Origin of the sequence: Arsenophonus endosymbiont of Aleurodicus floccissimus, from assembly GCF_900343025.1 — a bacterium.
Classification (GTDB): domain Bacteria; phylum Pseudomonadota; class Gammaproteobacteria; order Enterobacterales; family Enterobacteriaceae; genus Arsenophonus.
Window position 1 is genome coordinate 1018255 of sequence record NZ_OUND01000001.1, and the last position, 20008, is coordinate 1038262.

14 protein-coding genes and 6 pseudogenes are annotated in these 20008 nt (G+C 36.9%); 8 read left to right on the forward strand and 12 right to left on the reverse strand.

Annotated elements, in window-relative coordinates; all coding sequences use genetic code 11:
- Positions 1-12: 12 nt before the first annotated feature.
- The 4 genes from nuoC to ARADI_RS05565 all read right to left on the reverse strand — a co-directional run bounded on the left by nuoC (position 13) and on the right by ARADI_RS05565 (position 4696).
- A complete protein-coding gene (gene nuoC, locus ARADI_RS05550; RefSeq protein ID WP_439647090.1) occupies positions 13-1812 on the reverse strand; it encodes an NADH-quinone oxidoreductase subunit C/D in 1800 nt (599 codons plus the stop codon).
- An 82-nt stretch (positions 1813-1894) separates the two neighbouring features.
- Positions 1895-2569 carry a NuoB/complex I 20 kDa subunit family protein gene (locus ARADI_RS05555; RefSeq protein ID WP_119711397.1) on the reverse strand — a complete coding sequence of 225 codons (675 nt, stop codon included), beginning with the start codon at positions 2567-2569 and terminating at the stop codon, positions 1895-1897.
- A 20-nt stretch (positions 2570-2589) separates the two neighbouring features.
- Positions 2590-3030, reverse strand: coding sequence for an NADH-quinone oxidoreductase subunit A (locus ARADI_RS05560; protein WP_119711398.1), 441 nt, complete (start codon positions 3028-3030; stop codon positions 2590-2592).
- A gap of 748 nt (positions 3031-3778) precedes the next feature.
- Positions 3779-4696, reverse strand: a complete 918-nt coding sequence (locus ARADI_RS05565; protein ID WP_119711399.1) for a LysR substrate-binding domain-containing protein — start codon at positions 4694-4696, stop codon at positions 3779-3781.
- A gap of 746 nt (positions 4697-5442) precedes the next feature.
- Between ARADI_RS05565 and ARADI_RS05570 the strand changes: the two are divergent.
- Together ARADI_RS05570 and yfbR are read left to right on the forward strand one after the other, a co-directional pair.
- Positions 5443-6654 (forward strand): annotated as a pseudogene (locus ARADI_RS05570) (pyridoxal phosphate-dependent aminotransferase).
- A 145-nt stretch (positions 6655-6799) separates the two neighbouring features.
- Positions 6800-7356: pseudogene (gene yfbR, locus ARADI_RS05575) on the forward strand (5'-deoxynucleotidase).
- A 65-nt stretch (positions 7357-7421) separates the two neighbouring features.
- On the opposite strand, the pseudogene ARADI_RS05580 reads toward yfbR, so the two are convergent.
- From ARADI_RS05580 to yfbV, 4 genes and pseudogenes are all read right to left on the reverse strand, one after another.
- Positions 7422-9146, reverse strand: a pseudogene (locus tag ARADI_RS05580) (SLC13 family permease).
- An 87-nt stretch (positions 9147-9233) separates the two neighbouring features.
- Positions 9234-9907 (reverse strand): annotated as a pseudogene (locus ARADI_RS05585) (sugar phosphatase).
- Positions 9908-9925: 18 nt separating this feature from the next.
- Positions 9926-10428 (reverse strand): annotated as a pseudogene (locus ARADI_RS05590) (YfbU family protein).
- Positions 10429-10579: 151 nt separating this feature from the next.
- Positions 10580-11023 carry a terminus macrodomain insulation protein YfbV gene (gene yfbV / locus ARADI_RS05595; protein WP_119711400.1) on the reverse strand — a complete coding sequence of 148 codons (444 nt, stop codon included), beginning with the start codon at positions 11021-11023 and terminating at the stop codon, positions 10580-10582.
- Between the two features lie 459 nt (positions 11024-11482).
- On the opposite strand from yfbV, the gene ARADI_RS05600 reads away from it, so the two are divergent.
- Positions 11483-12685 carry an acetate kinase gene (locus ARADI_RS05600; RefSeq protein ID WP_119711401.1) on the forward strand — a complete coding sequence of 401 codons (1203 nt, stop codon included), beginning with the start codon at positions 11483-11485 and terminating at the stop codon, positions 12683-12685.
- Positions 12686-12758: 73 nt separating this feature from the next.
- Positions 12759-14897: a phosphate acetyltransferase gene (pta, locus tag ARADI_RS05605; RefSeq protein ID WP_119711402.1), complete on the forward strand. Its 2139-nt coding sequence runs from the start codon at positions 12759-12761 to the stop codon at positions 14895-14897.
- A gap of 181 nt (positions 14898-15078) precedes the next feature.
- On the opposite strand, the gene ARADI_RS05610 is transcribed toward pta, so the two are convergent.
- The 4 genes and pseudogenes from ARADI_RS05610 to ARADI_RS05625 all read right to left on the reverse strand — a co-directional run bounded on the left by ARADI_RS05610 (position 15079) and on the right by ARADI_RS05625 (position 16530).
- A complete protein-coding gene (locus tag ARADI_RS05610; protein ID WP_119711403.1) occupies positions 15079-15321 on the reverse strand; it encodes a hypothetical protein in 243 nt (80 codons plus the stop codon).
- Positions 15322-15325: 4 nt separating this feature from the next.
- Positions 15326-15523: pseudogene (locus ARADI_RS05615) on the reverse strand (DUF4832 domain-containing protein); the annotation flags it as partial.
- 287 nt (positions 15524-15810) lie between these two features.
- A complete protein-coding gene (locus ARADI_RS05620) occupies positions 15811-16332 on the reverse strand; it encodes a DUF4874 domain-containing protein (protein ID WP_119711405.1) in 522 nt (173 codons plus the stop codon).
- Positions 16333-16368: 36 nt separating this feature from the next.
- Positions 16369-16530 carry a hypothetical protein gene (locus ARADI_RS05625; RefSeq protein ID WP_182853104.1) on the reverse strand — a complete coding sequence of 54 codons (162 nt, stop codon included), beginning with the start codon at positions 16528-16530 and terminating at the stop codon, positions 16369-16371.
- A gap of 761 nt (positions 16531-17291) precedes the next feature.
- Here ARADI_RS05625 and ARADI_RS05630 point away from each other — a divergent pair.
- From ARADI_RS05630 to ARADI_RS05645, 4 genes are all read left to right on the forward strand, one after another.
- Positions 17292-17516, forward strand: a complete 225-nt coding sequence (locus ARADI_RS05630) for a hypothetical protein (RefSeq protein WP_119711406.1) — start codon at positions 17292-17294, stop codon at positions 17514-17516.
- Positions 17517-17644: 128 nt separating this feature from the next.
- Positions 17645-18355: a hypothetical protein gene (locus ARADI_RS05635; RefSeq protein WP_238149153.1), complete on the forward strand. Its 711-nt coding sequence runs from the start codon at positions 17645-17647 to the stop codon at positions 18353-18355.
- Between the two features lie 127 nt (positions 18356-18482).
- The gene (locus tag ARADI_RS05640) at positions 18483-18869 is read left to right on the forward strand and encodes a hypothetical protein (RefSeq protein WP_119711408.1); all 387 of its coding nucleotides are present in this window, start codon (positions 18483-18485) and stop codon (positions 18867-18869) included.
- A gap of 429 nt (positions 18870-19298) precedes the next feature.
- Positions 19299-19739, forward strand: coding sequence for a hypothetical protein (locus tag ARADI_RS05645; RefSeq protein ID WP_119711409.1), 441 nt, complete (start codon positions 19299-19301; stop codon positions 19737-19739).
- Positions 19740-20008: the final 269 nt, after the last annotated feature.

Sequence of the window (20008 nt, forward strand, 5' to 3'; positions counted from 1 at the left end):
CATCTTGCATCATTAACGATCCACATCTGACATGACAAAATCAATGCTACCAAGGTAGACAATAAGATCAGACACCAGGCTGCCTCTAATCACCGCAGGAATTTGCTGTAAATGGGCAAAACTTGGTGTACGAACGCGGGTGCGATAACTCATAGTATTACCATCACTAGTCAGATAGTAACTATTGATCCCTTTTGTTGCTTCAATCATCTGAAAAGCCTCATTTGCAGGCATTACTGGCCCCCATGAAACTTGTAAAAAATGATTAATCATGGTTTCAATATGTTGTAAAGTGCGTTCCTTCGGTGGTGGAGTAGTTAGCGGATGATCGGCTTTAAATGGTCCTGCAGGCATATTATTTAAGCATTGCTTAAGAATACGCAGGCTTTGCCGCAGTTCTTCCACTTTTAACATCACACGATCATAACAATCGCCATTGTTGCCGATAGGAACTTCAAATTCAAAGTTCTCATAACCTGAATAGGGTCGCCATTTACGAATATCGAAATTAAGGCCTGTCGCACGTAATCCGGCGCCAGTGACCCCCCAATCTAATGCTTCTTTAGTCGTGTAAGCAGCTACACCAACTGAACGCCCTTTAAGAATACTATTTTCCAATGCTGCCTTGACATATGAATCCAATCGCTTTGGCATCCAGTCAAGGAACTCCTGCAATAGTTTTTGCCAGCCTTTCGGTAAGTCATGAGCAACACCACCGATCCGAAACCAAGCTGGATGCATACGGAAACCGGTGATCGCTTCAATAATGTCATAAATTTTCTGGCGATCGGTAAATGCAAAGAAAACCAGTGTCATGGCACCGACATCCTGAATAAAGGTACTGATATAGAGTAAATGACTGTTAATACGGAATAACTCTGACAACATAACGCGGATAGTCTTAACCCGATCAGGAACATCAATTCCTGCTAGTTTTTCTACCGCTAATACATAAGGCATTTCATTAACACAGCCACCTAAATACTCAATGCGGTCAGTATAGGGAATATAACTGTGCCAGGATTGGCGCTCGCCCATTTTCTCGGCACCGCGATGATGGTAACCTATATCCGGTACACAGTCGATAATCTCTTCACCATCTAGTTGCAGTACAATTCGAAAGGCTCCGTGAGATGAGGGATGATTGGGGCCCAGATTCAAGAACATAAAATCTTCATGTTCGTTACTTCTCGCCATCCCCCATTCTTCGGGTTTAAAGGTCAGTGACTCCATCTCTAAATCAAGCTTTTGTTTGGTTAAAACAAAAGGATCAAATTCTGTGGCCCTGGCCGGATAATCTTTACATAACGGATGTCCTTCCCAGGTCATTGGCATTAATAACCGCCGTAAATTCGGATGGCCATTAAATGTTATGCCAAACATATCCCACACTTCACGCTCATACCAATTAGCATTGGGAAATAAAGAAACCGTAGAGGGAATATTAAGATCTTTCTCGTTAAGCGCCACTTTCAACATAATATCGCGATTGCGCTCAATGGAAATAAGATGGTAAAAAACGGAATAATCGGCTTCAGGCAAACCTTGCCGATATACTCTTTGCCGCTCATCAACCCCATGCAGGTCAAACAGCATTACATAAGATTTAGGCTGTTTTTTCAAAAACTCTATTACAGCAAGAAGTTGTTCACGTTTGATCCATATAACCAACATTCCGGTACGAGTTGATTGAATAGTGAACGCATCTGGACTGAATTGGTTACGCAGTGTCAAAATTATTGGATCATCACAATGATCATAAGTTTGCCATACCGGCCTGACACTCTCTTGCGTTATCTTATCTGTTATCATTATGCACCACAACGCTTGATCAGGTTTATTACGACCGCAACACATTGCTTCTGTTACGCTAAATAGCTTATATTTTTAATCCTTATATTTCATCGGGTGTTCGTAGCGTTTTGACCGCTATTCTTTCACAAAGCTTACGCTCTTTTTCAGATTGCATATTGGCGCGATAAACCCCCTGATCGCCGACCACCCACGATAATGGACGACGTTCTTTACCAATCGATTCTTGTAATAATAATAAAGCTTGCATATAAGCTTCAGGACGTGGTGGACAACCTGGTATATAGACATCAATAGGAAGAAATTTATCAACCCCCTGTACAACAGAATAAATGTCGTACATACCACCAGAGTTAGCACATGCCCCCATAGAAATTACCCATTTAGGCGCTAACATCTGATCATAAAGTCGTTGAATAACAGGTGCCATCTTAGTAAAACAGGTTCCTGCAACAACCATAAAATCAGCCTGTCGCGGTGATGCCCTTAGTACCTCAGCACCAAATCGGGCGACATCATGCACCGCAGTGAAAGAAGTCACCATTTCAACATAGCAACAAGAAAGGCCAAAATTATACGGCCAAAGAGAATTCTTTCTGCCCCAATTCACCATATTATGTAAAGCATGCTCTAATTTACCCATATAAACACTACGATGAACATGCTGCTCTAATGGATCCCCGACAACTTGCTGTGTTTGCAAGGGATAACGGTCATTCTCACCATTTAAGTCAATGCAAGTGAGCGTATAATCCATCTTTGAATGCCTCAATTTTACTAGGGGTGACGATTGTTGGTTTTAATTATTTCACTCGGTTTTGCGACATGGCCACGTGAACGCTCTGGCGTCCAATTAAGTGCCCCAATACGAACCAAGTAGAATAAGCCCACCAATAGCACCAAAATAAAAATACTTGCCTCAATAAAGCCTAACCAACCGCTTTCTTTAATAGAGACTGCCCACGCATAAAGGAATAACGCTTCAACATCGAAAATAACAAAAAACATTGCAACCAAGTAAAATTTGGCTGATATACGCAAACGGGCACTACCAACAGAATTAATGCCCGATTCATAAGGGATATGCTTTGCTCTGGCTTGGGATCTACCACCGAGGTAATAAGCACCAAGTAACATTAAGGAACACAGACCAAGAGCACTGATAAGATATATTGCAAAAGCCCAATGATGAGCAAATACTTCAATAGATGTAGACATACTCGCTGCTTACTCATTATAAATAAAAACGGTGTCATTGCTTTGCTCTTAAATTAGCGCAATATTACACCACACTAACCATAATTAGATGAGAAGAAAAAATCACAATAAACAGACATATATCAATTTTTTTTAACTTAATTCTTCTCACCACTATTTTGTTTATAAAATAACGCTCTCTTCACACCTTTTACCTTACAACTGCAAATCAAAAAACATCGCTAGCTAAAACGTGACAGCTCATTCAACTAATACTAATAGTTAGTAACTAGTGTAACTGATATTTCGTTTTTACTACACCATTATGTCAGGAAAAACCTGTTTTAAAACCGCTTCACTTCCGCTATTTTATGATCACGCGCACAATTCTGTTGAAAAAACTCAATTGATTATATTAACGACTGTCATTTTTCACAAATTTATAAATAATCCTAATTATTAGATAAAACCCAAACCTTTTTAAGCCACAATAAGTTTTTACCAAAATAAAATTTAATTCCATTGATAAGAAATATTTAAATAATTTTTGTTAAACAATTCTTTTCCTTATCACAATAATAAAGAATATTTTATGTACTAATATTTTTAGCTATTGTCAGCTAAACAAAATAAGCTTTTCTAGGGAAAATAAAAAATGCACTACTATAACTATATAAAATAGAGAAACAGTGCAGGAATAATAGCAGCGCTCGCCATATTTAACTTAAATAACAACGTTAACTAAAGCGTAATTTACTAACCGTCAGATTTATAATATTTCTTTATTAATTGTCTCGCTAATCGGCTGTACTATATAAGGTGTTTTCTTATTTTTAATTGCACCAAATACAGTTAAAATAGCCTCGTTTTGTTCATTAATATTACGGTATAACCAATAACGAATTTCGGGTAAGCAGGGTAAACCATCACTTTCGCTCAGTATTCTTAAATCACCAGTCTGCATTTCTAGCGGACGCGCACTGATACCGACTTCTGCATTAACAGCGGCAAGCACTGCCGATAACGAAGCTGCTTCATAAGCAATACGCCATTTGATACCCGTAGTATTAAGGGTACTTATCGCTATTTCACGAAATGGATTGGTTTCATCCATAACAACCAAGGGAACTGGCTCATTTAATTGATGCTGAAAATCAGGTGCACAATGCCAAAGGATCGGGGCAGAACGTAACAACGTACTTGGATATTGACTCAATTCTGTGGGTATTAATGCTAAATCAATTTCACCATTATCCAGCATTTTTTTAATAAGATGAGCGCGCTTTATATAAATATCAACAGCCATACGCGGATATACTGATGCGATACGATTCAGCAGAAATGGTAATAAAGTATTAGTAGTGTCATCAGAAACACCAACTCGCAACTCACCTTCAGCATCATTATATGTTAGTGAAGCTGAAGCATCATCATTAGCCCGTAATATTTGCCGCGCATAACCTAATAATTGCAAACCATGATCCGTTAATAATTTATTACGGCCATGGCGTTCAAAAAGCTCACGGCCCACTAGCTGCTCTAAACGCTGCATTTGTTGGCTAACGGCTGATTGAGTACGACAAACAGCTGCAGCAGCTGCCGTAAATGTATTAAGATCGGCAACAGCAACGAAAGTCCTAAGTAAATCAAGATCGAGATTCATAATTGGGCGATTTGAATTTATCATTTTATTCTCTTATATCATTCCTGGTGTTTTTACGAATTCAATAGATATTAAAATCATTGATAGTTAAAGAAATAAAGATAAAACCTTATACATTAAAATTTATTTCTATTAATGCAGTATTTATTACTGTGTATACACCTTTTATTAACTTAAATTGCTTAATAATAAGCATTTTTTACATATTGATAAACAAAATGCCAATGAGAATGTTCCTCTTCTCGTTTTTATTAGAATAATTTTTAATTCCAGTCCTATGCGCTAAAATAACGATTTTTCAAACAGCAAGAAAATAGGTTATTCTCAACAAAATAACTGTCAAAGATAATGCAGCTAGGAAAAACTATTAATTGATAATCAGCAACAAAACTCTATTTGCCGAGATAGGGCAATAACATATTAACTTTAATTATATGTTATAAAAACAATATTTCTATCATGAAACCACCAATGGTTTGTAACAAAAAATGCACTGCCAAATCCATTACTAAGTAATTTATTCTTTGTATACTAAAAATCATCTTACAGCTAAAATATAAGGCTAACTTATACAAGATTTTTAAATTTATTTATCTAATTAAGTTATATAAAAGGTTTATTTGACCTAATTTAATTATTTAAACAAACCTTTTCTACCAAAAATAAGCCTATATCTTCAAAATTTTTCCAACTAAGAAGTAGAGTGGTGAATATAAATATGCAGCAAAATTTCCTCATATTCTATTAACGTTGAGGTTCAAACAGAGTAAATGAATACAATAACTAAATCCAATAAATTGGATAACGTATGCTACGACATAAGAGGGCCTGTTCTTAAAGAGGCCAGACGTCTTGAAGAAGAAGGCCATAAGGTTCTTAAACTTCATATTGGTAATCCAGCGCCTTTTGGTTTTGAAGCGCCGGATGAAATTTTATTTGATGTTTTACACAATCTTACTCACTCACAAGGTTACAGTGATTCAAAAGGAATTTACTCCGCCCGCAAAGCAATCATGCAACACTATCAAGCTAGAGGAATGCTTGACATTAATATCGAGGATATCTTTATTGGTAATGGTGTTTCTGAATTCATCGTGCAATCGATGCAAGCCTTATTGAATAATAACGATGAAATGTTAGTCCCAGCTCCTGACTATCCGCTATGGACTGCTGCGGTATCTCTTTCCGGTGGTAAAGCTGTACACTATAGATGTGATGAAGAACAAAATTGGTTTCCCGATCTAGATGATATTCGCAAAAAAATTACCCCTCGAACACGTGGTATCGTCATCATTAATCCCAATAATCCTAATGGTTCTGTTTACAGCAAACCATTATTAATGGAGATCGTCGAAATCGCTCGTCAGCATCAGTTGATAATTTTTGCCAATGAGATCTACGATAAAATTCTTTACGATGATGCTAAGCATCATTCAATTGCCGCGTTAGTACCGGATCTATTAACCGTTACTTTTAATGGTTTATCAAAAACTTATCGGGTTGCTGGTTTTCGTCAAGGCTGGATGGTGCTTAATGGTCCGAAAGAAAATGCCAAAAGCTATATTGAAGGCTTAGAAATATTAGCCTCCATGCGGCTTTGTGCTAACGTTCCTATGCAACATGCAATCCAAACCGCATTAGGCGGTTATCAAAGTATTAACGAATTTATCTGTCCTGGTGGGCGATTATATTAACAACGTAATCGCGCCTGGGAACTGATTAATGAAATTCCTGGGGTATCATGTGTTAAACCGCAAGGTGCTTTATATATGTTTCCCAAAATTAATATTAAAAAGTTCAATATCTCAAACGACCAAAAAATGGTACTTGATTTACTCTTACAGGAAAAAGTTTTATTGGTTCAAGGAACCGCTTTTAATTGGCCTGAACCCGATCATGTCAGAATTGTTACGCTACATGTTGGCGAGCTTGAAGCTGCAATTAATAAATTTAGCCAATTCCTGCTCAACTATCGCCAATAGTTGTCCAATAATAGAACATTCTTAATCTATATTAGGGATGTTTTGTTCTGTTATTTACTTGTTAATCTAATCAATCCACAATGCTTATCACTATAACAATCCCGTGAGGACAATCTATGAGTTATTTTTTTCCCATCTTTCTCGGATGAAATTAATTAATCGTTGGCCATTAATGCGCAATGTACGTACCGAAAATATTTCAGAGCATAATTTACAAGTTGCCTTTGTCGCTCATGCCCTTGCTTGCATTAAAAATCGAAAATTTAATGACCAACTAAATCCTGAACGTATTACTCTGCTCGCTATGTATCATGCCGCCAGTGAAGTGATCACCGGTGATCTGCCAACACCAATAAAATATCATAACCCACAAATTGCTAACGAATACAAAAAAAATTGAAAAATACGCTCAGCAAAAACTTATTGCTATGCTACCAGAAGAATTACAACAAGATTTTCAGCCGATTTTGGATGATGAATATCATACTGAGGAAGAACGCGCTATCGTTAAACAAGCGGATCCACTTTGTGCCTATTTAAAATGCTTAGAAGAGTTATCTGCAGGTAATACCGAGTTTAATCTAGCTAAAATGCGACTTGAAAAAACACTTTCTGAACGTTATAGTGATAAAATGCAATACTTTATTGAAGTTTTTGTACCCAGCCAGATTCAGCCTATCTTTAGATGAAATTAGTATCTAGTAAGTTATATAACATATAAATAGTATTATTATCTTACTGTTTGTTACATAAAATAAGCGATAACTTTAAAATGGAAACAATTGAGGAACAATAGCGATAGCCATAACTAAAACAGTAAAAGGAACCACAAATTTAGCAAAATCACTGAATTTAAGCCACCAGGCGCCAAAATTAGAGTATTAACCGGTGAAGAAACTGGGGTCATAAAAGGCCGCGGAAGCTGCAACACATATCACCATAGCAAAAAGTATTGGCGAAACATTCATATGATTAGCAACAGCAATGTATTGCTGTTGCGGTATTAGAAATAAATAATCCAGTTACTGCACAAACAATAAATAGGCAAAGCAACATTATCCTTGGTCCCATACCACCTGCAATATCTATTAGTAAATTAACAATCAAATCAATACCACCGGTTTTTTGTAATGCCAATGCAAAGGAGCATCATACCAACAATCAATATAATACTCGGCCAATGTATTACACGATAAGCGCTTTCCATATCAATACAGCGAAATGCTCCCATCAATAAACACGCAATCAGTACAGCAATAAAATTGGGAATTTCATCTATTGCCATCATAGTAACCATTAATATCAAACAAAAAATTACATGTGGTGCTTGCGATGCAGCAGGAGCAACTGCCTCTACCTCAGTGGCTAAATTTAACACAATAAAATTACGTCTATCAGTTGACAATAAGCGAATTAATTTCCAGTCACCCACGATCAGCAAAACATCACCTAAACGCATTAGCTGATCAATTAATTTATCATCGATAGTTTTTCCTTCACGGTAAATGCCAACAACATTAAGGCCATAACGCGCACGCGCGGAGAAATATTCACCTCTCAGAATCATTGGGGTCAATTTTTGTTCATAACAAAATTCATTAAGATCAACCTCACTATCCGACATATCGACTAATAACACATCACGTTCATGTAACTCTGTTGCAGCCGTTACACTTAGCATAAATCGACGAAAACGATGCCAACGCTCAATACCAATAACATTCGCACCATAACGTGTGCGTAGATGTAGCTCATCGAGTGAGTAGCTTATTAAGGGGAAACCTGGACAAATGGCTAAACAACGAGCGCGGCCTGTTAGTTTATAATCACGAATAAAGTCGTGAAATGTGCGCCGATGAGGAGCAGAACACGCTGCAATTTCGCAGTTACCTAACCTACGACGAACCAGCCATATATAAATAATTGCCAGTAACAACACCGCAATTCCAATCGGCGTAATGGCAAAAAATTTGAATCCCGTATAACCTTCTCTAACCAATTCACTATTAACTATCATATTTGGTAGTATCGCTACTAACGTCATCATACCACTGATAAGTCCAGCAAAGCCTAATGGCATCATCAAACGTACTGGTGGGATTTTCATCTGTTTAGCAACATTAAGAACAACGGGAATGAAGATGGCAACAATGCCGGTTGAACTCATAAAAGCGCCTAAACCTGCGACTGTGATCATCAAAAAAATCAGCATCTTATTTTCATTATTACCGGCTACAACAACTAACCAGTCGCCAACTTGGTAGACAATACCGGTACGGACTAATCCCTCACTAAAAACAAAAAGTGCCGCAAGTTAGCAGAACATTGGGGTCACTAAAGCCGATTGTTGCTTGTTTAAGCGTCAGAGTTCCACTCAACACTAAAGCCACAATGACTAATAATGCAACAACATCCATACGGATCTTATTAGCCATAAAAAGAGTGGCGACTATTAGCAGTAAAATTAATACCCATACCAGCTGGCTATTCAAAATGACCTCAAATTAAGTCTATTCATCGGGCTCATTTGCCATAAGTAGCGCAAATTTGTCGGCCTAATTTATGAAACTGACATATTTTTATCGCTGAGTCACGGTAACAATACTTTGGTTATCTGGTTTTGAAATATTTAATTCAGTAAATGATTTGATAATTAATGAAATTTCTTCTCACCGTGGCATACCTGCTGGCGCATAAACAGCGATAACCTGGTAACCCGCATCTAAAGCAGAATAGATTCCTGCCTGCGCATCTTCAACCGCAATACAGGCTTCAGGCGGTAAATTGAGTAGTTGTGCACCAAGCAAAAAGGGTTATCTGGCTGCGGGTTTACCCCTTGTTGTTCAACTCGTTCAATCGTGACCCAGTGTTTCGATTCCGGCAAATCTGCCGCTTTACTACGATTAAAAGCAATTGGAACTGTGCCAGAAGTCACTATTGCCCATGGAATAGCAAATGTATTGAGTTGTTCTAATAAAGCAATTGCACCAGGCAGTGCTACAATAGCCGAAGTATTGGCTGCTTCTAGGTTTTCCAGCCAATAAAAAATTTCATCAATTTCAGTTTCTGAGGCATTTGGCATAAAATGACGGATAGAACTGATTGCCGGTTTGCCATGAATATAGTGCAATACATCGCTTTCTGATACACCAATTCGACGGCTAAATTCTCGCCAGCAATGTTCAACATTAGGTAACGAATCAACCAGCGTGCCATCTAAATCAAATAAAAATTCCTTATATTTTAATACCATTGATGCTCCTTAGATAAGTCATGCATTAATGATTTGATTAATTTCTACTGCACAAAGATGATATTGACGCGGACAAGATGTCCAAACATTTAACATTCTTAGGTATTTATCCCACATAGGTGTCTTGAGCATTAAAATCATCACAACCACTGACAAAATGACGGATAATAGCGACCCTCATTATTTACCAAAAAACAAACATAATTAAGATAATGTGCTTCCGTAACAGTATCAAAGCCTAAAAAGATAACTCTTCTGTCCGTAATGTCGGTTTTAGACGACAAATTTTACCAGGAAACTTGTAAGGCATGATGATACATATCCATAATATCAATGATAGTCTGGCAATTTTCTTCTGAAAACTCAGCAAAATCTTTCTGTAACTGTTTCATTTGCAAGCCAAAACCATTTTCAATTATAGTTTGACAGCGTTGATAGTATTTGGCATTATCCGGATCAAGCTTGATCAGCATTTTATACTGGTTAGACAGAATTAAGCGTTGTGCATTAGTCATTTCCATTATGGTTCTCCTATACCTGGAAATTTGCTAAATCATCGCATTACCGCCCTTCTTTTTATAGTGATAACTTACCTTTTATTGATCTAAAAAGGCTTTTCAAACTTTAACCATTAATAACCTATTTTATAATACTTATTATCTTTATTGCTGACTAGCTAACCCAATAACTATTCAAATTATGTTCAATACCATCAATAAAAGAGCTCTCTAATTGTTTAAACGCACGTTTTAACAATTCTGCTAATGCCTGATAATTCAGTGTTCCTTTGACGGGTGTGATGGCAATTCCAGCTTGATTAAATTTTTCACGAATTTCATAAAACCAAGTTAGTAATGCCGTCGGTAGTGGCGTAACTGAACGCTTACTTAACCACCATAATCCTTGCAAAGGTAAGCTACAAGCAAAAAGCCCTGTTGCCACAGCGGGTCCCAGCTGACCACCTAATGCAATCTGCCAGGTAAGGGTAAAAACAGCAACAGCAGGCATATAACGAATCGCAAAGCGACTAGCTGTGATCACCCGATGTTCAGGAAAAATAGGCATCAAACATTTTTCTAACGGAAATGCCTTGGCATACTGCCGTCCTAATTTCAACTTTTATAAGAAACCTGAGGTCGTTTCTGGTGTCGTATTCATTAATACTTCACATGACTTTAATCAATTTCTCATGCGAAATTTAAAAAAATGTATAAAGCATAAAATCTTTTTAGTAGAATTTATAGGGCACCTTTGGTTGCCTGAGGCCACGACTTCTATAATCTATAGAAAAAACTTATATCATATAAAGTTTATATTTGGTCTATTACTATCTTTTCAATCCATAATGTTAATATTATATTGCATCTTTAATATCAACATTGCAAACATAGTTATTTAGTCAATAAATACAATTAAAATATCATAATATTGTATAAATATGATATTAATCATTCAGTATAATCCTAGGGATAAGCTAGGCTACTAGCATTCTATTGGATTGATGTTTATTAACCCTAGTCTTCCTGGTTAATCTGACAAAAAAGACTCCATGATAACGATATAGTAGGTAATTCCATGTCAAGTAAGCTGGTACTTGTCCTCAACTGCGGTAGCTCTTCCCTTAAATTTGCTATCATTGATCCGATTAACGGCGAAGAACAACTATCTGGTTTAGCAGAATGCTTTCATCTACCAGAAGCCCGTATTAAGTGGAAAATAGATGGCACTAAAAAAGAAGCTGCTTTAGGTTCAGGCGCTGCCCACAGTGAAGCGATGGCTTTCATTGTCAATCAAATTCTCACCGCAAAACCAGAATTAGCGCAAGCCATTTCGGCTATTGGCCATCGTATTGTTCATGGTGGTGAAATATTTACCAAATCGGTTATTATCAATGATGAAGTCGTTGAAGGCATTAAAGCCTCTATTCCATTTGCACCACTACATAATCCTGCTGGCATTATTGGACTTAAAGAAGCTAAAAAAGCATTTCCACATTTAAATGACAAGCATGTCGCTGTATTTGACACCGCCTTCCATCAAACTATGCCGGTTGAAGCTTATTTATATGCTCTGCCTTATAATCTTTACAAAGAGCATGGTATTCGTCGTTACGGTGCGCACGGTACCAGTCATTACTATGTTTCCCAGCAAGCTGCCAAAGAATTGAATAAATCGATCGATAAACTGAATGTGATCACCTGTCATTTGGGCAATGGTGGATCAGTTACCGCGGTCGTTAATGGTCAATCTGTAGATACTTCAATGGGTCTCACACCGCTAGAAGGCTTAGTAATGGGAACCCGCAGTGGTGATATCGATCCAGCTATTGTGTTCCACCTTCAAGACGCCTTGGGTATGAGTGTTGATAAGATCAATACATTATTAACCAAAGAGTCTGGCATACTTGGTTTAACTGAAGTTACCAACGATTGTCGTTATATTGAAGACAATTATGACACTAAAGCAGATGCAAAACGAGCGATGGATGTCTATTGTCATCGTTTAGCCAAATATATCGCTGCTTATTGTGCATTAATGGAAGGACGCCTAGACGCTATTATCTTCACCGGTGGTATTGGCGAAAATTCAGCTTTAGTACGTGAATTAACCCTTAAGAAGCTATCTTTAATTGGTATTAAATATGATCACGAGCGCAACTTAGCCGCCCGTTTTGGCAAATCAGGCAAGATCACAACTGACGATAGCATTCCTGCTCTGGTTATTCCAACAAATGAAGAGTTAGTTATTGCACAGAACGCGAGCCGTCTAACGGCATAAATAGATTAAAAACTGTCAGTCTACTAATTGGCAGTAATGAGTTGAACATCTTGCAATTGTTAAAGAGGTACTTGTGTCCCGTACAATAATGTTAATACCGACTGACATTAGTGTTGGCTTAACCAGCGTCAGTTTAGGGGTTGTTCGTTCAATGGAACAAAAAGGGGTTAGTCTAACGGTTTTTAAACCCATCGCTCAACCCCGTTTTGGTAATAAAGATCAAACAACTGAAGTATTACGCTCCCACTCTAGTGTTCAGGTCGCTGAACCACTAAAAATGAGTTATGTTGAATCCCTACTGGCTAATGATCAAAAAGATGTTTTAATGGAAGAGATTGTTGCGCGATACCATGACAATACGCAGCAGGCTGAAGTTATTCTGATCGAAGGTTTAATGCCTACCCGTAAGCACACTTTTGCCCAATCATTGAATTACGATATCGCTAAAACACTGGGGGCTGACGTTATTTTTGTCACCGCACTGGGTAACAATACACCAGAACAGTTAAAAGAGCGCATTGAGTTAGCCCGCGCAGAGTTTGGTGGTGGACAAAATAAAAATATCACTGGGGTAATTATCAATAAACTCAATGCACCAGTTGATGAGCATGGCCGTACCCGTCCTGATTTATCAGAAATATTTGATGAATCAACGAAAGCCACAATCGTAAAAATTGATAGCAAAACGTTAGCTGACAATTGTCCGCTACCAATTTTGGGTTGTATTCCGTGGAATTTTGACCTGATAGCCACCCGTGGTATCGATATTGCGAATCATCTGAATGCCACTATCATCAATGAAGGCGCATTACAAACCCGGCGCATAAAATCAGTTATTTTCTGTGCCCGCAGTGTGCCCAATATGGTCGAGCTGTTTCGTCCCGGCACATTGCTGGTGACCTCTTCTGATCGCCCTGATGTTATCGTATCTGCCTGTCTAGCTGACATGAATGGCATCGAAATTGGCGCGTTACTGTTAACTGGCGGTTACCCTATTGCCAAGCCGATACACGATCTCTGTCACCGTGCTTTCGAAACGGGTTTACCGGTGATGATGGTAGATACCAATACCTGGCAAACTTCATTAAGTCTACAAAGTTTCAGCTTAGAAGTGCATGCAGATGATCATGAGCGGATTGAAAAAATACAAAATTATGTTGCTTTGCATATCAACCAAAAATGGATCAATTCACTGACTGCTGATTCTGAACGCCCCAAACGGCTATCACCGCCGGCTTTCCGTTATCAATTAACCGAGCTCGCACGTAAAGCTAATAAACGTATCGTGCTACCGGAAGGTAATGAACCGCGTACGGTAAAAGCAGCGGCTATTTGCGCTGAAAGAGACATTGCCACCTGTATTCTGCTAGGTGAACCTAATGAAATAAAACGGGTTGCCGCCGCGCAAGGAATTGAATTAGGCGCGGGGATCGAAATTGTAGCGCCTAAATCAGTACGGAAAAATTATGTTGAGCGCTTGGTTGAGCTGCGTAAAAATAAAGGCATGACTGAAATTGTTGCGCGCGAACAGTTAGAAGATAATGTGGTGTTAGGCACCATGATGCTGGAAAAAAATGAGGTTAATGGTTTAGTTTCCGGCGCGGTTCATACCACCGCCAATACTATTCGCCCACCGTTGCAACTAATCAAAACTGCACCAGGTAGTTCAATCGTCTCCTCGATATTCTTCATGCTATTACCTGAGCAAGTATTAGTTTATGGCGACTGCGCGATAAATCCAGACCCAACGGCCGAAAAATTATCGGAAATTGCCATCCAGTCAGCCGATTCTGCTAAAGCATTTGGTATTGAACCGCGCGTGGCGATGATCTCTTACTCTACCGGTAACTCCGGTGCCGGCAGTGACGTAGACAAGGTACGTGAAGCAACCAGTTTGGCGCAAGCGAAACGGCCAGATCTGGTGATCGATGGTCCACTACAATATGATGCCGCCATTATGGCCGATGTAGCTAAATCTAAAGCACCAAATTCACCGGTAGCCGGTCAAGCCACAGTGTTTATTTTCCCTGATCTCAATACTGGCAACACCACTTATAAAGCGGTACAACGCTCAGCTAATCTCGTTTCTATCGGCCCAATGCTACAAGGGATGCGTAAACCGGTTAATGACTTGTCCCGTGGCGCGCTAGTTGATGATATCGTTTATACCATTGCGCTCACCGCTATTCAGGCAACACAAAATCAAAAATAATCGATTTTTCTCACTAGTGAAAAAGCTGAAACACATTGTGTTTCAGCTTTTTTATTCATTAAACACTTAATTAATAACTAACCTTAATCGATGAAATTAAGTTTTACTACCCGCTAACTGAATGGAAAAAACACATTAACAGCTAAAAACTGGCTAACGCCGTCAATTTACTAGCTGAGTTTTATTCAATAACTATTATGGTAGCGAAAACATTAAAACGATGTTTATCGGTAACAATTAAACTGAAATTACTTCCCCCATTTGCCAATTGTATATCATAGTTGTGATCATCTCTTAACATAGGACTTTTATCAGGTAACCATAACGCTAGCAAATGTTTTCCGCTTTTTATATTAAGAACCTGACAGGAAATACTAAATGTATATCCTCTGCCTGCAGCACACCTCTCAGCACCAGCAGGCAAAAAACTACCATTTGATCTCATGTTGCTCATCGAGTAACACAATAGCAATTAGCCTGACGTTTACTGGACGGGCAAAACAATAATTTTTTAGGCTAAACTTTAAATCAAAATAATCACCGACTTTAACAAACAAAGGGTAATTTGCTTCTTCAAGTGTTAACATATAGCCAAGATGATCTTTAATATATTCAAAGGCGCTTCTTGTGGTATAACTTTCCTTGGTTTGATCCTAAAAATAATCCCGGTCACAAATAAATCCTGCACTTTCAAATCATTTTAAATTAATAACCGCTTTGCGTAAAGCGACTATACATAAATTTAAATTATGTATAATACTAAAGGTTGAAGCGCCTAATTCAGTAAAGCGCCAAATCGTTCACCAGACAAAATCAGCAGGAATAGCATTAAGGCACCAGGCATCACGGCCATCATCGTTATAAGGCATTTCAACGTCATAGATAGAATTTACGCCAATTTTTTTTCAGATCGTTACCGCACTTTGCCAAGTAAAGTCATTGCCAATAGCATATTTATATGCGCATCTAAGGTATAGTAATCATTATTAAAACCAATACGCAATTGGTCATTAAACTGTAATGGGCCAAGTGAGTTAATCAACATATCTCGATTAGACTTATAACGCATGGTTAGTTTTCTATTTGCCGGCATAAAATCGGTATAAAATGTACGGTAGATTTGACGCTTTTCCTCATCTTGATAACAACTACCGTATTGCTCGCCCCAGGTACCAATCCAACCAAATTGAAAGGCATATATTACGCCATTGGCCAATAGTGGCTTTAATTGCTGCATATGTTGTTTTACTTTTTCTACCTCGGGCTCCAGAATATGGTTAGTATATTTATAGACAAATCTAACCAGCAGCTTAACACCGGCTAATTTCGCTTGGCAAAAGATATAATTAATCAGCTCAATAGCTTTATCATCAAGATCTTTATTTATATATTCTGATATATATTGCTGAACAATTTGATAACATTCACCGGCAATTACTTTTTTATATAATTCGAATAAAACATTTCCATTTTATTTTTCACCTGAAAAGGGATTTATTAAATCTTCATTTAATAAAATCATATTTTCATATCTAAAACCTCGCTCCGGGTTGATTATTATTACTTTACCATGCTCATCTGATGGATAGCATCCTCGATAGCTTGTCTGCTGATATTGTATTGTGTTTTTCATTATTATTCCTTTCTAATGCTATATTTAATATTAATTAACGGATTTATTTCCAATAAAAAAATAATAATTACATATAAGAAATAAAATTAAGAGTTTAATTTATAAACTTTAAAATAAAATTAAAAAATTAACACCACTAAATATTATAACCTGAAACGCTTCAATAGAAAAAAATTCCTAGCAAAAAATAAAAATAGTGAAAAAACATGGCCAAGTAAACTTATATTTTATGATCACATGGATTTCAAAATTTAATCCTAATAAAATTAAAATTTATAAAATAAATAATAGGATTTATAAATAATTTATTCAATTACGTATTCAGAATCAACAAATAGCTATGCAAAAAAACTTTATTAGATTAATCGTTTTAGTTTCAACCAATGATAAAAATTATCTATTATTTTAAATTACAATTAAAAATAATTAACTAAAATCAACTTAACCTTTACTTATTATTAAATATTCATTTCTAATAAAAATGAACCGCCGCGATAATTTAAAATAGAAATAATCAACAAGCTAAATCCATAAAGCTCATAATTAATTTATTTTATTAAAAACTTTTATTATAAGTTTAAATAAAAAATACTAGCTTTAAAAATAAAGTATGTTATGATTTTTTTAAATTTAATCCTAATCAATAAAAATAAATTAAAAGATATGAATATAAATAATCACGTCTGATTTTTATATTCCATCAGAAGATATTCCTTTTCTTTAAAACAACGATAGAACCATCTAATATAAGTGAGGGTTTTATGTCCTACCAAATTAACGAAAATTCGATTAAGAATATTATTAATAAATTAAATGTTAAATCATTTAGTGAACTTGCTGATTACGCTAAAGAAGAACTTTATCAAGTTGCCGATAATCAATTAAGCTTGCAGGATTGTGAACAACTGTTAGCCCAAGCCAAAAAGATCCAGGCAAAAAATAATGCTCAATACTGGCAGCAAAAATCACCCGCCAAGCTATTCTAAAACAATCAATACATCTAGTCGCGACTCAATTACAGACAAATTTTAGCAACGCAAAAGTACAAAAACTGCATCCGGTAAATTCACCCTATTTTATCGACAATCGTCGCCCTGACTTAGCCGATCTGGTTTTGAGTCAGGACAATATGGATACACCAGTAAGCACGCTAACCTTATCCAATCAAGTACTAGCGGCCAAAATTGGCAAAAAAATCGGTGATAACGATAAGCAAAAAATTCTCGACGCGTTGGCTAAAGATACGTTAAATCCTGATGGCACCTATTATTATTACACTGATATTATTCAGCAAGTTTTACAAAACCATAATGTCATGCTGGCGCAATTAATTCAGCCGGAAAATCGTCCGGCCAATACAGATGAAACTTTTATCATATGTACCGATTTAAAAATATCACCGCCAATTTATACGCTATTAACCACGGAAATTACTCCAGATAACCTAGACGCTGAATACCAAAAAGTGTTTGGCACCATTCCACCACAAACCCTGACCACAGCAGTTGCGCTGGCAGAACATTACGATTTACCACCTGATTTTTTTGAACTATTCCTACCTAATAAAGATGCAACGGAAAAGCAGCTAAAAGAACATTTACTAAAAGTGCATAAAATTGTTTTATTGCACAAAACCACTCAGCTTACGCCACTCACCCTGTCTGAATTAATTGAAGAATTCAACAATCATATTAATAAAGATTTTCTGGCTAATATTTTGCTTATTAAACAATATGAGCAATTTTTCAACTTGGAAGAACAACAAGCGCGTATTTTGGCTGGTCTAAAAATCAGTCAAGCCGCCGTTAATGGACAGCTCAGTTAATATGACCAACTGTTTAATAATCCGCCTTTATATGGCCAAAAATTCTTCCCAAATGATAAAGATTATGATGTAGCACCTGAGGCACAAAACGTCTTTAAATCAAATCTGAAGCAAGCATTTGGGATTAATGACTAAGACTATATCAAATATTTTGCTATTGAAGGGAGATAATAATAATGACAGTCTTTGCAAAAACAATATCACTTACACCACTGCTTTTTATGAATTTTGTCTACTAGCTACCGCTAATCAGCTGACCATTGCAGAATTAACAATTTTATATAATCTACTCGATTATCATAAAACTACCTTCGAAACGTTTATTCACAGACTGTATACTAACGTCGAATGGTTAAATAAACAAAATCTTAATGGCGTAAGCTTAGTCGCATTAACGACAGATAATTTCGATACCAATCAATCACCTGAAATTGAAAATCTGATTATTACGCTAAGAAGTAATTTAATTTGGATGATCCGAATTTATCAGATAACGCGCTCAAAACCGCACTAGCGCCCTATTTTGCGTCCCAGTTAGCGCTTTCGTCATCAAATATCGCCTACCAATTACTGATTTAGCTGGATGATATTAAAATTCGTCCTGAAGACTTAGATACTAATCAATTTTGGCAACAAATTAGTAACATTAACATTGATAAACCCCTTACTCTCAGTCCAACAGCCATTTGTTATTGCCACCGGATTGCCCAATTAGCGCTTATAACCAACCTGTTTAAGCTATCACTAACTGAAGTCATACTGATTGTAAACCAACCAAAGCACTTAAAAAAAGCGTTAACCAAAGTTTATCTAACGGTAAACAATTTACAATTTATCACTCAATTCCACGACTAGACCATCCTATTGGCGACATAAGCACCCGTCGTCATTACTTCATGAGGTAAAAATCAACTCACCGTCAGCATGCTGGCAAAAGCAATTAATGCCCCCGTTAACGAATACACCGCCGCTGCTCAGCAAGTTAATAAACTCGCCACTAGCGATACTATTGTCACCGATGTCCAACAATGCTTATTTATTCAGCAGTGGTATCGCAGGGGAAACGTTAGCGGTTGATGCCACCGTGGTTGGCAGCTTATACGATCCCACTAACAATTATCCATTAACACTGTCTTCTTTACAACTACAAATCCAAGTTCACATTAATAGATTAACAAATGCTATTGCTGCATTGGTAAGAGATTACAATCCAGGATCAGGAGATTATAGTTATCAAGTTACAATCATTAACAATAATAATGATATTGCATTATGGTATTTGGATAATGAAGAAAAAAATCTTAGCTATATCCTGTTACTTTATCCGCTAGGGAATAATCAATTTAAAATCAAGGCCAAGATTTTTGATCTGGAATCAAGATAAACTATATGGTTGGGCTTATGAAACAACATCAGGTATCCAATATTTGGGTGATGCGAAAAAGATCAGTGAAAATGAATATGAACTTATCACATACATAGATTGGGCAACATTAAAATACCTAATGAAATTACAATTTACAATTGTGAAAATCAGCAACCTATTGTTAATCACAAATATTCATATCAACAAAAGAGCGAGCTGTATCCAACAACAATCTTTACTGACCAATTGTCCAATGAACTCAGTATTATCATCCCAATTCAGCCAGA

Bases quoted from the DNA above. Each gene is read 5' to 3' on its own strand.
- ARADI_RS05555 (WP_119711397.1), bottom strand. From the start codon at position 2,569: ATGGATTATACGCTCACTTGCATTGACTTAAATGGTGAGAATGACCGT.
- nuoC (WP_439647090.1), bottom strand. From the start codon at position 1,812: ATGATAACAGATAAGATAACGCAAGAGAGTGTCAGGCCGGTATGGCAA.
- ARADI_RS05625 (WP_182853104.1), bottom strand. From the start codon at position 16,530: ATGAAAAACACAATACAATATCAGCAGACAAGCTATCGAGGATGCTAT.
- ARADI_RS05645 (WP_119711409.1), top strand. From the start codon at position 19,299: ATGCCCCCGTTAACGAATACACCGCCGCTGCTCAGCAAGTTAATAAAC.
- ARADI_RS05560 (WP_119711398.1), bottom strand. From the start codon at position 3,030: ATGTCTACATCTATTGAAGTATTTGCTCATCATTGGGCTTTTGCAATA.
- ARADI_RS05600 (WP_119711401.1), top strand. From the start codon at position 11,483: ATGTCAAGTAAGCTGGTACTTGTCCTCAACTGCGGTAGCTCTTCCCTT.
- ARADI_RS05630 (WP_119711406.1), top strand. From the start codon at position 17,292: ATGTCCTACCAAATTAACGAAAATTCGATTAAGAATATTATTAATAAA.
- ARADI_RS05565 (WP_119711399.1), bottom strand. From the start codon at position 4,696: ATGATAAATTCAAATCGCCCAATTATGAATCTCGATCTTGATTTACTT.
- ARADI_RS05640 (WP_119711408.1), top strand. From the start codon at position 18,483: ATGACTAAGACTATATCAAATATTTTGCTATTGAAGGGAGATAATAAT.